13 protein-coding genes are annotated in these 13,994 nt (G+C 39.0%); 7 read left to right on the top strand and 6 right to left on the bottom strand.

The genetic code is table 11. The features are described 5' to 3' along the window. Positions 1-129 precede the first annotated feature (129 nt). Together DD649_RS16330 and DD649_RS16325 are read right to left on the bottom strand one after the other, a co-directional pair. A complete protein-coding gene (locus DD649_RS16330; RefSeq protein WP_294109282.1) occupies positions 130-936 on the bottom strand; it encodes an IclR family transcriptional regulator C-terminal domain-containing protein in 807 nt (268 codons plus the stop codon). 74 nt (positions 937-1,010) lie between these two features. Beyond that, entirely contained in the window at positions 1,011-1,496 is a 486-nt protein-coding gene (locus tag DD649_RS16325) for an ureidoglycolate lyase (protein ID WP_294109273.1), read from the bottom strand. Between the two features lie 357 nt (positions 1,497-1,853). Between DD649_RS16325 and allS the strand changes: the two genes are divergently transcribed. Next, complete coding sequence (gene allS, locus DD649_RS16320) at positions 1,854-2,780, top strand: HTH-type transcriptional activator AllS (RefSeq protein ID WP_294109264.1); 927 nt, start codon at positions 1,854-1,856, stop codon at positions 2,778-2,780. Positions 2,781-2,786: 6 nt separating this feature from the next. Here allS and DD649_RS16315 read toward each other — a convergent pair whose 3' ends face one another. From DD649_RS16315 to fdrA, 4 genes are read right to left on the bottom strand one after another with little or no spacing between them, the layout of a single operon-like run. Beyond that, positions 2,787-3,689, bottom strand: a complete 903-nt coding sequence (locus tag DD649_RS16315; RefSeq protein WP_294109263.1) for a carbamate kinase — start codon at positions 3,687-3,689, stop codon at positions 2,787-2,789. Positions 3,690-3,743: 54 nt separating this feature from the next. Next, on the bottom strand, positions 3,744-4,556 hold the full coding sequence (locus tag DD649_RS16310; protein ID WP_294109258.1) for a DUF2877 domain-containing protein: 813 nt from the start codon (positions 4,554-4,556) through the stop codon (positions 3,744-3,746). Positions 4,557-4,590: 34 nt separating this feature from the next. Further along, positions 4,591-5,856, bottom strand: coding sequence for a DUF1116 domain-containing protein (locus DD649_RS16305; protein WP_294109249.1), 1,266 nt, complete (start codon positions 5,854-5,856; stop codon positions 4,591-4,593). A 10-nt stretch (positions 5,857-5,866) separates the two neighbouring features. Further along, positions 5,867-7,537 carry an acyl-CoA synthetase FdrA gene (gene fdrA / locus DD649_RS16300; RefSeq protein WP_294109242.1) on the bottom strand — a complete coding sequence of 557 codons (1,671 nt, stop codon included), beginning with the start codon at positions 7,535-7,537 and terminating at the stop codon, positions 5,867-5,869. Positions 7,538-7,896: 359 nt separating this feature from the next. On the opposite strand from fdrA, the gene allD reads away from it, so the two are divergent. From allD to DD649_RS16270, 6 genes are all read left to right on the top strand, one after another. Then, positions 7,897-8,943: an ureidoglycolate dehydrogenase gene (gene allD, locus DD649_RS16295; protein WP_294109236.1), complete on the top strand. Its 1,047-nt coding sequence runs from the start codon at positions 7,897-7,899 to the stop codon at positions 8,941-8,943. A gap of 256 nt (positions 8,944-9,199) precedes the next feature. Next, complete coding sequence (gene allC / locus DD649_RS16290) at positions 9,200-10,432, top strand: allantoate deiminase (RefSeq protein WP_294109227.1); 1,233 nt, start codon at positions 9,200-9,202, stop codon at positions 10,430-10,432. 100 nt (positions 10,433-10,532) lie between these two features. After that, positions 10,533-11,318, top strand: a complete 786-nt coding sequence (allE, locus tag DD649_RS16285; protein ID WP_336430966.1) for a (S)-ureidoglycine aminohydrolase — start codon at positions 10,533-10,535, stop codon at positions 11,316-11,318. Between the two features lie 138 nt (positions 11,319-11,456). After that, positions 11,457-12,035: a 2-oxo-4-hydroxy-4-carboxy-5-ureidoimidazoline decarboxylase gene (gene uraD / locus DD649_RS16280; RefSeq protein WP_294109219.1), complete on the top strand. Its 579-nt coding sequence runs from the start codon at positions 11,457-11,459 to the stop codon at positions 12,033-12,035. Positions 12,036-12,538: 503 nt separating this feature from the next. Next, complete coding sequence (locus tag DD649_RS16275) at positions 12,539-12,832, top strand: helix-turn-helix transcriptional regulator (RefSeq protein WP_294109212.1); 294 nt, start codon at positions 12,539-12,541, stop codon at positions 12,830-12,832. A gap of 456 nt (positions 12,833-13,288) precedes the next feature. Then, a complete protein-coding gene (locus tag DD649_RS16270; RefSeq protein WP_294109204.1) occupies positions 13,289-13,867 on the top strand; it encodes a transcriptional regulator in 579 nt (192 codons plus the stop codon). The last annotated feature ends 127 nt before the right edge of the window (positions 13,868-13,994 follow it).

Here is a 13,994-nt window from a genome sequence, read left to right as displayed (position 1 = left end):
GAAAATTTTTCCAACTTGATTTTATGTCTAAAAAAAACCGTTTAAAAAAAACGGGTTATTTATCTATTTGTATTAGCGGATGCTAGCCACCCGCTATTCAATCATTCTTATTCGTGCCAATTTATTACTTTACTGGCGCTCACCTAATGCAGCACTGATATCGGCTGCAACATCACGCACTAGCTCACCCAATTCAGTAAAACGCTCTTCAGTCACTCGAGAGCTTGGTCCCGAGATAGAAACTGCTGCAATCAATGAATTATTACGATCAAATATTGGCGCTGCCAAACAATTAAGACCTAATGCATGTTCTTCATTATCAATGACATAACCAAGTTTTTGGTAATGTTCAAGCGCTTTCTTTAAAATGTTAATACTGGTTATCGTTTTTGGTGTGAATTCTTGTAAGCCTGAACGAATAACAAGTTCTAACATCTCTTCCTCATCTAAAGGGAAAAGAAGTGCTTTACCCGCACCAGAAGCATGTAGAGGCAAACGGCTACCAAGTGGCGCGCACATTCTAACTAACGCATGACATTCACACTGCCTAATTAAAACTGCATCTAAATTGTTGCGAATAGCAAGATTTGCCGTTTCACCCGATAACAACATCAATCTGCGCATAAAAGGACCTGCCACAGAAACAACATCGCGATCATTCATGTAGGTCGCGCCAACAGTGAATGATTGTAGACCAATGTGCCACCAACCCAGTTGAGGGTCTTGAAAAATAAACTCTGATTGTTCAAGGACTTTCAGTAAACGAAACGTCGTTGATAATGGTAGACCCAACTGCTCCGAGAGTACTGAAACCGATGAACTTCCACCTGAGTTAGCCAAAAACTGAAGAATATCAAGCCCACGCTCAAGTGCTTGAGCACCCTTTGGTGTACTTTTATCTGTTTGTGGTCTTCCTTTTTTACGTGGTTCAGTCATTTATTTTTACCTTTTATGTTTACTATCGGCGGGCACTAGCATTATCAATTAGCCATTATCGCCCAATAGATTAGTTAAGGAAAAACGATTTGACAAGGTTCAGGTAGATTCTTAATGACACAATTATCTGCGCCACCTCGGTCTACAGTTAAGAAATCAGTTTTTTCCTTAAAGGCAAAAATGGGGTGATGCCATACATCACGATGATAATTAACTCCTTGTTTTCCATTCGTAATAAATGCACGTAATGTTTTAGCAGGGATATCATCGCCGGGTTCTGCCACAATGACGACAAAGCGTTCGCCATTCATTGGGATAAAAGCCTGTGTTGATAGTGGATGTTTCTCAAGCAACGTGATATCCATCGGTATATTACAAGGATCTGAGCGACTAATACTCATCAATACCGGCTTACTATCCGTGATTTCAACTTTTCCAAGGTCATGATAACGCTCTGTTGACCCCTCATTAATATGAAAAAAATCAGACCCTTCAACTTGGATGACGTCGCCATAAGGAGCAAACGCTTCCGGTGTCAGATCAGATAGAACAAGTTTCATTGTTTTCTCCTAACACGCTAAAAATTTTGAGCCACTACTGTATTCATGCCACTGTTACATTAGTGGATAAACACACCATCATTAACAAATATAATCATCGATATAATAAAACCAGTGTATCAGGTTGTTTTTATTTTAACACAGTTTATTGGAAAAATTTTCCAATAAACTGTGTGCATCACATTTTTATAATTTGAAAGATATATAATCTCTTAATATTCAGTAAGATAATAATTTCTAACAATTGAGTGTGATTTATACTTATCGCTTTCAATTATCATCAGAAATGTTCTCTTTCCAGTGCAAACTAAGACGGATCTGCACAACTTCATTTTTCCTGTGCCCGAGGAATAAAAAATGCTAGATCAAGAAACCATGACAACCTTTATTACCGTTGCTCAGTGTCAAAGTTTTTCTCAAGCAGCTAAACAACTCCACAAAAGTACGGCTACTATTAGCTATAGAATCAAAATGCTAGAAGAACATGTTGGCGTACAACTGTTTATGAGAACCACACGAACAGTTAACCTAACCGCAGCAGGTGAATTTCTGCTCGAACAGTGCCGCCAGTGGCATCACTGGTTAAGTAATATGCCAAGCCAATTACAATTGATTAATGAAGGTGTCGAACCAGAAATTACAATTTCTATCAATAATTTACTTTATCAAGCTGATGCCGTTTCTGACCTCATTCAATATCTCACTGAGCGCTTTCCATTTACTCGTATCAATATTACTCGCCATGTTTACATGGGGGTATGGGATTCACTGTTAAGCAATAAAAGTGATATTGCTATTGGTGTCCCTGGTTCTGAATCACTTGATAGTAGCGTCAACACCTTGTTTTTAGGTAAAATCGAGTGGATCTTTGCTGTTGCCAAGCATCACCCCTTAGCAGATGTCGACGGCATTTTGAGTGATGAACAACTCCGTTGTCATCCCACAATTAATGTTGAAGACACCTCACAAATATTATCTAAACGAACAGCATGGCTGTTATCAGGCCAACGAGAAATCAAAGTCCCCGATATGAGTACCAAAGTACTTTGCCATCTAAAGGGAACTGGCATTGGTTTTTTGCCTGCATCAATATGTGAACCTTATATTACAAGCGGTCAATTAATGGCTAAATCAATAAAAAGACCAAGGCGCCCTTCTCCACTTTCTTTAGCATGGAATAGCAGCCACAAAGGTGAAGTATTAAAAACAGTGATTAAACTATTCAAATTACAGAACCCAATCATTAACAATTTATTGAGCGCCATTGACCCAGCTACAAAATAGTCATGATTATGGTGTGATTTTTGTCCCCATCTCACCGCTAAGGATGGCTTCTATTTGATTAAGCGCACCAATATAAGCAGGTTTACCTGAACGCTTCACAAAACGGCTCACTGCGATAAGTTTCGGTCCCATTGAGCCATCATCTATTGCCATAGGTGCAACATCGGCAACCGTTGCTGTTCTAATTACACTCTGCTTTGGCGTTCCCCAATGGCGATACACCGCATCAGCATCTGTCAAAATAATTAAATGGTCAGCATTAATTGCTTCTGCCAATAATGCTGACGATAAATCTTTATCAATAACGGCTTCACTACCTTGATAACCTTTCCCTTGTTGAATAACCGGCACACCGCCACCACCATTACAAATAACAATATGATGTTTATCTAATAGATATTTTATTGCATCAATTTCAAGAATTGATTTTGGCTCAGGGGACGGGACAACACGACGGTAATATTGGCCGTCGGCTTTGATAGTCCAACCTAATTTTGCCTCTAAATCTGCTTTTTCAGTTTCATTATAAACAGGGCCAATATACTTAGTTGGATTTTGATAAGCGGGATCATTCGCATCCACACTTACTCGCGTCAATATGGTGGTTATTGGTTGTAGAGGGTGATGTCGGCCTAATTCTTGCGTCAACATATACCCTATCATACCCTGACTTTCTGCCACTAAAATATCAAGGGGATAGGCTGGCACCTCTGGATAGGCCAAATTTTGTAACGCTAATAAGCCGACTTGTGGGCCGTTACCATGCACGATAACAACACGATATTTTTGAGCCAATTTACCTAATACATCTGCAATTGAAGCAATTGCATGATATTGATTGTCAGCAGAAAGGACTTCACCGCGCTTTAATAACGCATTCCCCCCTAAGGCAACAACTATCGTTTCCATGTTTATCCTTATATTTTAATGACGTCATCAATGAGTTATTTTTGAAAAATTGAATTAATGATGGGTTTCCATTCCAGCCAGCCACACACCAATTAAGGTATCCGCGCCAGAAAAGTGCCCCACTTGAAGTAATAAACGCACCGCCTGTGACAATTTCATCGGCTGCGTCAATGCGGTTGCTAATGTTTGCAATGGTGTAGAAAATATTCCCTGAGAAGCAAACTGCAAATAATTCACGCTAATCAGGGTGGTTAATAGCTCTAATGAAGGTGTATCTTGAAAAAAAGGCGGTGATTTATGGCTATCAGTACGCTCATCTAAAAAACTGACTAATAGCATCCCAATTAAAATATCGTCGTAACTTGGCGTTAATCCGGGCCCTTTACCAACAACCGATTGCCAGTTAATACTATCTCCACGACGCCAACGCTGAAAATTAGCACTAAGCACCTGAAGCTCTCTAGGAACCGTTCCATTAGTGACTTGAGATAACATGCCATGCAGTCCACTTTTTGCTTTGGACTGCCTTAAAATATCCCATAAGGACACCATCACCGAACTCGAAAGCTTCTGTGGCAAAATTTTCAATGAGACCCGATTTTCAGGGGCTTGCAATTGCCAATTACGCCCAATAATCACATCTTTTTGATATTCAATACATTCACTTTCATCTTCAAATATCACCTGAAAATCTCGTTCGGATACCATCCACCCCATTGGACTCAAACCACGTCCGTGACGATGTAAAGTCAATAGATCACCTGAAGGAGTCAAAAAATTGAGTGCGTGATTAAAGCGTCCAATGCCACGCAATATCCCAGTATCCTTTGGCAAATGTTCGCTAACTGACAACGCTTGCATTATCATTTTTCAATCTCCTTCAGCGTGATAAGTTGATGATTTATTCGGTAATACCCAGCTTTTTGGACAGTGCAATAATAGCTTTTTCAAAACAGGCAATTGGCGCTCTCACCGTTCCAGCCCCAATTTGGCCAACCCCTGCATCTTTATGTGCAATACCCGTATTAATCAGTGGTGTAATACCCGTTTCAACCACGCGGCGCGCATCTAAACCAATACATGCGCCTTGGAAATCCCAAGTTGGAATTTGCAACATCATATTGTGCTCTAAATAGATTTCAGCCATCTCATCGGAAACATCCAGCGCAGCACTCATGCCGCCACTCGCGCCAACAAAACGTGTCACACCCGGCGCGGCAACCATTGCAGCACCTCCGATGCCGAATGCTTCGGTAATTGCACTGTCACCAATGTCCGGATTCGCATCCGCTTGGCTATAGCCTGAGAAAAACAATCCTTCTGGCGTGTTGACAGGAGCCGTAAACCATTCATCACCCATCCCACTGATCTTGACCCCAAAATTCTTACCATTGCGCGTTAAAACAGTCACAATTGTGCCTTGTTTAATTTCTGCGCCTGCATCCATCGCTGATTTACAGTAAGCCATCGCTAAATTCAGAAAAAATTGATCTGTAATACTTAAAAAATGCAGCACACTTTGCAGCTCATCTTTGTCGATATCTAGCGAACTCATAATCGGCGCTAGCTGTCTTAGCAGCAATGCAGAGGTTGCGATATTGCGTTGGTGAAACTCATCACCCATGGTGATGCCTTGAGCCATCATCGCGGTTAAATCAATGCCATCGTCCAAAGTCTGCAATGTTTTTTTCAACACTGGCGCTAATGAATCACGCATCCAACGTAAACGTGTTTGCACATCTTCGCCGTATGCACCAAATCGCATCACCTTGCCTATACCTTCATTCATATTGCAGTAGGCATAGTTACCATGAGTCATATTCTTTACAACCAACATTGGCATATTGGCAGAGGTGATCCCCCCCATTGGCCCAACGGCTTTCACGTTATGACAAGGAACAAACTCAATCTCATCGTTATTTAACATCTTGAGTGCTTGTTCTTCTGTATCAGCCCATTGCTCGAATAGACAAGCCCCAATACAAGCTCCTCGAACTGGACCACTCATTTCATCCCAAGTGACAGGCGGCCCCGCATGTAACAGCTTTTTACCTTTTTGTAAGGCCGGAACCACGACTTTTGCCGGTTCAACACTTTGCCAGAAAGGACGAGCGGCACGAATACGTTCAATTACTGCGGCGTTTGCTTCTTCAATCGTTGAGTACATATCCAAACCCTTATTTCAATTTTTTCAGAATATTAGCTAGTTTTTGATTACCACCAGCAATAGGCGCCCATTGATAATGAACAACGGGGATCTCATTGGCTTGCAAGTCGTCAGCAAAACTGCGAACCCCAGCATTAATTACTGAGACGCTTTGCAATATTTGATGTTCTTGTTGAGGAAAAGCGGGAATTGAAGGTGAGATAACAGCACAGGCAAGGGTCACCGCTTCAGGAAGTGAATTCATCACCGCAATACCTGCCTCTTCTAAATAGGTAATTTGCGCTGAGCGTACCTGAGGGTCTTGTTCTGTTCCCGTTACGGTTGCAATAACCGCAATAGGGGCATTAGTAGGTCGTTTCTCTTTTAGTGATATAATTTCTTTTGCTAATGTCTGAGCAGAATCAATCTGCGCACCATAACCAATCACCACATCAAGCAATAACACCCCAATCTCGGTTTTTTGTGCCAAACTCGCGATTTGCTGATTACGCGTTGATGGGTCAATCATGGGATGAGGCTTACCTTGCGTATAAAAATCATCACCTAAATCAATAATTTTATGACCACCCTCATTTAGCATCATACCTTGATAGTGCGCTGCATCGGTTTGTAAGCCTAACTTAGTCGCGAGTAGCATCGCACATTCTGCTGCTAGAGTTCCCCCCGCATACAATCCAGCAATTTTTTTACCGCGACCTTGAGGTTGAATTTTAGCTGCCGCTTGTACACGCCCTAACATTGCAGCGATACGCGCCGTTTCATCCAATGTTTCCGTAAAATAGAGGTTACCATCTTGTCGAACCTCTGGAGTGGTTCCCAGAAAAAGGGCAACAACAGGCTTACCTTGCGCCCTAAGCTTTTCAATAACATTGGCACGGATCTCTTTTGCCGGCGGCTTAGAAACAAAAGCAATCACATCACTGTTTGAGTCTGTTGCTAACAAATCAATTGCCGTCATCGCACTGATGCCGCCAATCTCTGCGGTCAAATCACGGCCGCCTAAACCAATTGCATGAGTGATCCCTTGACCCGCAAGGGTAATTTGAGAGATAAGCTCTTGAATACCCGTTCCTGAAGCGCCAATAATTCCGATATTGCCCTGTGGCGCGACATTAGAAAAAGCCAAGGGAGCGCCAGCTAAATAGGCGGTTCCACAATCGGGTCCCATCACAATTAAGCCTAGTTTACTTGCCTTGATTTTTAAATTTCGTTCGTCCTCAGGTGTCACGTTATCTGAAAACATCATCACATTGCAGCCATCATCTAAGGCTTGATTGGCAAGCTCTGCGGCAAATTCGCCTGCAATAGAAATGAGAGCAATATTTGCATCCGGCAATTTGCTTTTCGCCATCCGCCAGCTACGCGCACGTTGAAGTTTTTTTCCTTTTTGTTGCTGTCCTTGGGCTATTTCTTTTAGCGATCCTTCAAGGGCAATCACGATTTCATCTACAATTGCGCTATCTTCCGATTCAGTTTTAATGGCAACACAAATATCATTCGGAGTGGCTTCATCAAATGATGAATGCCAAAAACCAGTAGCCTCTAGCAATGATTTATTTGCAGGCGTTCCCATCATGACTGATATTTCAGATACATTTGGAGATTCACTTAATTTTCGAGATATCAGCATAAGACTCACTGAATCTTGGAAACTCCCTTTTTTTATGAAGGCATGGACCATAATAATATCCTTAAGACAACATTTTATTAGGCGGAATTTTATTTACTTAATATTCGATAAAAAAGTAAATACATATTTATATTGAAAAACAAAATTACAAATTAAAGAGAAAAATAAGTTGAGAATGGTCACATTTTATATATTGTTAGAAATTACTTTAAAATAAGCATGGCATTGAAAGAAAACATCTCAATTAAATGACTATTTAAGACATTCTAATAATTGTATGTTGATTTATGGAATTTTTAATAAAATCAGATAAAAATAACCTAGATCACATTTATTCCAAATTTAGTTGATACATTGATGCTAGCACCGAGTTTTATTAAACTTCGAAAACACTAAAGGGTTATTTAAGTATGAAAGTTTCTAAAGAAAAACTCCACCAGCTTATCGCTAATAAAATTCATGCCGCAGGTTTATCTGAAGAACATGCAAGTATTGTTTCTGACGTGTTAGTTCATGCTGATGCCAAAGGAATTCACTCCCACGGAGCAGTACGTGTTGAATATTATTCAGAACGCATTTCTAAAGGCGGAACCAATAATTCACCTAATTTTACTTTCGAAAAAACCGGCCCTTGCAGCGCAGTTTTTGATGGTGACAATGGCGCAGGCCATGTTGCCGCAAAACTCAGTATGGATGAAGCCATTAAAATGGCAGAAGAAAACGGTATCGCCGTCGTGGGCATTCGCCGCATCGGTCATAGTGGCGCGTTATCCTACTTTGTTCAGCAAGCCTCAAATGCAGGCATGATCGGTATCTCAGTCTGTCAATCCGACCCAATGGTGGTCCCTTATGGGGGCGCTGAGCCATACTACGGTACTAATCCAATTGCATTTTCTGCTCCCGGTGAAACCGATAATATCACTTTTGATATGGCCACCACGGTTCAAGCATGGGGTAAAGTACTCGATGCTCGCTCTAAAAATGCAAAAATACCTGACACTTGGGCAGTAGATAAAGACGGTAATCCAACCACTGATCCATTTGCAGTTACAGGTTTAGTACCAATTGCAGGCCCTAAAGGTTATGGCTTAATGATGATGGTCGATATTTTATCTGGCGTTTTATTAGGGCTACCTTTTGGTAAACATGTGAGCTCCATGTACCATGATTTAACACAAGGAAGAGAGCTCGGGCAATTACATATTGTTATAAATCCAGCCTATTTCACTAACCCTGTGATGTTCCGTCAACATATTAGCCAAGTGATGCAAGAATTGAATGCCGTTAAACCTGCACCTGGTTTTGAAAAAGTACTTTATCCAGGGCAGAACAGCTTAAATAGAGAAAAACAAAGCGAAGCTAATGGTATCGAGATTGTAGACGAAATTTATAATTATTTAATTTCTGATGATATTTACCAAAAGTCTTACAACAATAAATCTCCCTTTGCTAGCTAACTAAAAAATAGGGATAAATTAATTAGTCGGTATCTCTTCTGCAAATATTTAATTTCAAGATTTAGCTTAAGATAATATCGGTATTCCTTTCCCTGATCACTGGCATCCGGTAATTAGGGAAAGACATTTCAAATAATAACGTACCGCAGAACCTATTAATTACTTTAGCTTATGAGAACAAATATTGCTGTTTAGTGACAACACTAGCTGTCTGTTACTACAGCACACAGTATAAAAATCACTAACTGGTGAGTTTATGAAGAACTTTACACATGAAGTTCAAGAAACTTCAAATTGGTTATCCAAGCATGGTGCTGTTAAAAATAATGGCATGACACGCCTGCTTTATACGCCTGAATGGATTAGCGCCCAAAAAGCATTAAAAAATGCCTTTGAACATTCAGGATTAAATGCATATTACGATGATATCGGTAATTTATTTGGCCAAATTAAAGGCAGTAAATATCCCGATCAAGTCATACTCTCAGGCTCGCATATTGATACCGTCGTCAACGGCGGAAACCTTGATGGCCAATTTGGTATTGAAGCCGCTTATATTGCCTTAGACTATTTGCAAAAAACCTATGGACAACCATTACGAACGTTAGAGGTTGTTTCCCTAGCAGAGGAAGAAGGTAGCCGGTTTCCCTATGCCTATTGGGGGAGTAAAAACGTAGTAGGCATCGCTAAATCTGAGGATGTAAAATCCATTTCAGATGCTGAAGGGATTAATTTTGTTGATGCCATGACAACTGCGGGCTTCCAATTTCGTCCCGCTCATCAACCCATTCGTAATGATATCAAAACATTTGTCGAACTACATATTGAGCAAGGTAATGTTCTTGAGAGAGAGCAAACTACAATTGGAGTCGTTAATAATATTGTTGGACAACGACGCTACAGTATTACGTTAAAAGGTGAAGCAAACCATGCAGGCACCACACCGATGGGATATCGCAAAGATACTATCTGCGCATTTAGTCGTATCTGTTTTGAATCAACTGAAAAAGCAAAACAATATGGCGATCCGTTAGTACTTACTTTTGGCCGTGTAGTGCCGCACCCCAATACCGTTAACGTCGTTCCCGGACAAACTGATTTCACCCTTGATTGTCGTCATACCGACAAACAAATATTAGTCCAATTCACTGAAATTATTGAAAACGATATTCAGCGTATTTGCCAAGAAATGGGGATTACGGCTGAGATAAATTTGTGGATGGATGAAAGCCCAATCCCCATGAATAATGAACTGGTTGAGTTTGTTAAGACTATTTGTGAAGAAAATAAATATAGCTACAAAGTCATGCATAGTGGAGCAGGCCATGACTCACAAATTTTTGCACCACACATTCCTACCGTCATGATGTTTGTACCGAGTATTCATGGTATTAGCCATAATCCAGCAGAAGCGACGAAACTCGCCGACCTCGCTGAAGGGGTAAAATTACTCACAGAAGTTTTATATAAACTGGCATATATTGAATAGCAATATTCAATATATTCAAAAATTTATTTTCTAATTTGACTGAAATGTCATGAATAATTAAATAAGATAATAAAAAACAATTTCTATAGGAGAGTATGGTATGGGTTATTTAAATAATCAAATTGGCTATCCAAATGATATTTTAGCATCACGCGCCATTATCAAAAAAGATAATTACGCCATCATTCCACCTAATGGTGTTGTCTGCAATATCATCCCGGGATTTACCGACTGTAATGTCACTATCTTATCAACACCTAAATTAGGTGCAAGTTTTGTTGATTATCTTGTGACTCTCAATAACGAAGGCGGTAACTTAGTCGGATTTGGCGGCGGTAAGATTGAGTGCATTGTTTATGTCATCGACGGTGAAATTACCTCTTATTCAGATAAAGAAGAACATGCATTAACTCAAGGTGGCTATTTATATTGTCCCGCAGGCGTTACTTTACGCTTTAAAAATAATAATAAAGGCCAAGCCTCTAAATTATTTTTATACAAACGAGTTTATGAACCTACAGCAGGTCATAAAGCTCATGTCGTATGTGGTAATACCAATAAATTACCTAAAATTGATTACGAAGGCATGCATAATGTACACCTTCAAGATTTACTGCCGAAAGATCTCGGTTTTGATATGAACATTCATATTCTTACGTTCCAGCCAGGCGCAAGCCACGGCTATATTGAAACTCACTACCAAGAACATGGGGCGCTAATTTTAACTGGCCAAGGTATGTATAACCTAGATAATGACTGGGTTCCGGTGAAAGAAGGCGACTATATCTTTATGGCATCTTATGCACTTCAGGCCGGTTACGCGGTTGGCGATAAAGAATTTAGTTATATTTACTCAAAAGATTGTAATCGAGATATTGAGCTCTGATTGATTATTTTATCAAAGTTAGATAAAAGGCATTTTATAAAAAATGCCTTTCCTTTACGTATTTAATATCTAAATATTTAAATTTCATTCTTAATTTAAGTTTATTAATATTTCATCTTTAACATGAAAGGATTCCCTATGCTATTAATTAAAAAATTCATTCTTCCATTAACGTTACTCTTAACGTCAAATTATGCTTTTTCCAATCAAACTTATACTATTGATGAACTCAATAGTATGTCAGCGGATAACTATGAAAAATCTCTTTCCGCTATTTTTGAAGATACCACCTGGCCTATCGTTGAAGCCGCAAAACAACGACCATTTACAGGCTTTGTTGATATGTATATCGATATTGTCAACGTAGTTGAAAATGCAGGAACCGATAAACAGTTAGAGCTGATTAAATCTCACCCTGAACTTGCTTGTAAGACTTTGCGTAATAACGACATTGCATTGCTATCTCAAGGAGAACAATCAAGTGCGGGATTAAATGAATGTACTGAAACTGAGGCGAAAGAATTAGCACAACTTAACGAAACTTATCGCCAAAAATTTGGCTTTCCTTTTTTATTAGCTGTAAAAAATGCGACGAAGGAACAAATATTCGCCTCAGCTAGAGCGAGAATGCAAAATAAAAAAGAAACAGAACTTAATATTGCTATGCAACAAGAATATAAGATAGTTTTATTTCGTCTTTTAGATCAAGTTAAATAAAATATCAATTTATGTTTCCAATAGTAAAAAAAATGATAAATTAAGATAGAATTGTTTATTCACAAGTACTACGAATAAAAAGTTTCATTTGAAACATATATATTAATACTCTCAGTGTTAGTGTAACAAACAATTTCTATCTCACTAAAATAATGCCCAATATAAGATATCTACCCCAACAGTACTTGTGAAATTTAATATTATACAATGAATCTCAAACAAACAAATTCAGCATAAAACACCATTGAAAATAAAAACAAAGGCTTTATAATCCGCAAAAAACCACTTTGTCACTCTTATCCTGCGTAGTTGAAATAGGTAGTATCTATTGAAATACCAATATCCATTAGTCATAAATATTGGAAATGACATGATTAACCTTGTTTAATACGCGTCAGAAACACCTCATATATATTTATATATATTTCACTGGGAATGATTTTATGTTGAATTCCATATTTAAATAATATTATTCTCCTACATCAATATTATCTGGAGTAGGAATGACAAATAATCTACAACTTGAAGATGCAGAAGTGTCTATTTACATTGGCCAGTTTTTAAAACTCCGTAGAAAAAAAGTTGGCCTTACTGGAGCACAACTCGCCTCTCGACTCAGCATTAGCCAGCAACAAGTTTCTCGCTATGAACGGGGCATAAATGCACTTACCATACAAGGCCTTTTAGATATTTTACAGGCTCTGGACTTAAGAAAGCATGATATTGACGAGTTTGTTAAGAATATTTTTAGTTTTTATTTCGTTAATTTCAATACAGAAGCTAAGTTGATTCATTAATGTTCAAATATAAATAAAACATTATTGATTAATTTAGGCTCGGGGGGATTACCCCCCTCCCTTCCCATTTCCTATTTCCCATTTCCTATTTCCCATTTCCTATTTCCTATTTCCTATTTCCTATTTCCTATTTCCTATTTCCTATTTCCTATTTCCTATTTCCCATAATGAAAAATATCGAAATCTAATGACTATAGTTCTTTAATTCACTCATCTAAGACCACATTAAAATATTAGCGTATGTTTTTTTTCAAATAAGTGTTTTCAATCCTTAAATATCAATAAATTATATACCTACTTTACTGCCCGTTTTCCGACACCCTCTTCAATTATCTCAGTAAACAGTACAATACGTATTCACGCTTAGTTTTTCCGTTCATAAAGCAAACCGCTATAATTAGATATTGAACATTGCTATGATGAATCAAACTGGGAAATATTCTGATGGAGATGATAATGCCTATCCAGCGTGAAACGATCTTAAGCCATGCCTTAAACCAACTGGAAAAACAAGGTTTATCCGCATCAACGGAAAACCTACTGAATGAAATTGAGCCTGATTTCGCGACCATTCGCCAGTTTTGGCCAGATGATGAAGCCCTTATCTATGATTGCTTGCGTTTTCACGGGCAACAGATTGAAACATGGCAACGCCAAACGCTCCTTGATGAATCGCTGAGTCCTCAACAGAAGCTAACAGAACGTTACCAACAACTGAGTGAAAAGGTCAGCGAAGAGCGTTTCCCTGGCTGTCTGTTTATCTCAGCTTGCAGCTATTACCCTGACTCAGACCACCCTATTCATCAACTAAGTCGCCTACAAAAAGATAATTCATTTCGCTTCACAAAAGAGTTATTAGATGAGCTTGATATTGAAGATTCAGAATTAGTCGCTAACCAGATGGAGTTAGTTTTAGAAGGCTGCCTTAACCGCCTTTTGGTTCAGCACGACATAAAAGATGTGCAGATTGCTCAACATCTTTCTGAAGATATTTTAGCCATTGCATTATGCCGTAAAAAAGGCGCATTGAGCTAAAAATCATCGTCAGCGCGTTAAACGGTCAAGTTTTGTCGAAAAAGAAAACACTCAGTCAGTAATTAAGGTTTTTTATTAAAAATCCATTGACGTAAACAGCCTAATACGGTTTAATGCGCCCCGTTGC

Origin of the sequence: Providencia sp. (genome assembly GCF_003533305.1) — a bacterium.
Taxonomy (GTDB): Bacteria; Pseudomonadota; Gammaproteobacteria; order Enterobacterales; family Enterobacteriaceae; genus Providencia.
This window is presented reverse-complemented; position numbering and strand designations above follow the sequence as displayed.

Excerpts from the sequence above, each read along its gene's own strand:
- DD649_RS16325 (WP_294109273.1), bottom strand. The coding sequence starts at position 1,496 with ATGAAACTTGTTCTATCTGATCTGACACCGGAAGCGTTTGCTCCTTAT.
- DD649_RS16270 (WP_294109204.1), top strand. The coding sequence starts at position 13,289 with ATGCCTATCCAGCGTGAAACGATCTTAAGCCATGCCTTAAACCAACTG.
- fdrA (WP_294109242.1), bottom strand. The coding sequence starts at position 7,537 with ATGGTCCATGCCTTCATAAAAAAAGGGAGTTTCCAAGATTCAGTGAGT.
- DD649_RS16330 (WP_294109282.1), bottom strand. The coding sequence starts at position 936 with ATGACTGAACCACGTAAAAAAGGAAGACCACAAACAGATAAAAGTACA.
- DD649_RS16275 (WP_294109212.1), top strand. The coding sequence starts at position 12,539 with ATGACAAATAATCTACAACTTGAAGATGCAGAAGTGTCTATTTACATT.
- allD (WP_294109236.1), top strand. The coding sequence starts at position 7,897 with ATGAAAGTTTCTAAAGAAAAACTCCACCAGCTTATCGCTAATAAAATT.
- allC (WP_294109227.1), top strand. The coding sequence starts at position 9,200 with ATGAAGAACTTTACACATGAAGTTCAAGAAACTTCAAATTGGTTATCC.
- allE (WP_336430966.1), top strand. The coding sequence starts at position 10,533 with ATGGGTTATTTAAATAATCAAATTGGCTATCCAAATGATATTTTAGCA.
- DD649_RS16305 (WP_294109249.1), bottom strand. The coding sequence starts at position 5,856 with ATGTACTCAACGATTGAAGAAGCAAACGCCGCAGTAATTGAACGTATT.
- DD649_RS16315 (WP_294109263.1), bottom strand. The coding sequence starts at position 3,689 with ATGGAAACGATAGTTGTTGCCTTAGGGGGGAATGCGTTATTAAAGCGC.
- DD649_RS16310 (WP_294109258.1), bottom strand. The coding sequence starts at position 4,556 with ATGATAATGCAAGCGTTGTCAGTTAGCGAACATTTGCCAAAGGATACT.
- uraD (WP_294109219.1), top strand. The coding sequence starts at position 11,457 with ATGCTATTAATTAAAAAATTCATTCTTCCATTAACGTTACTCTTAACG.
- allS (WP_294109264.1), top strand. The coding sequence starts at position 1,854 with ATGCTAGATCAAGAAACCATGACAACCTTTATTACCGTTGCTCAGTGT.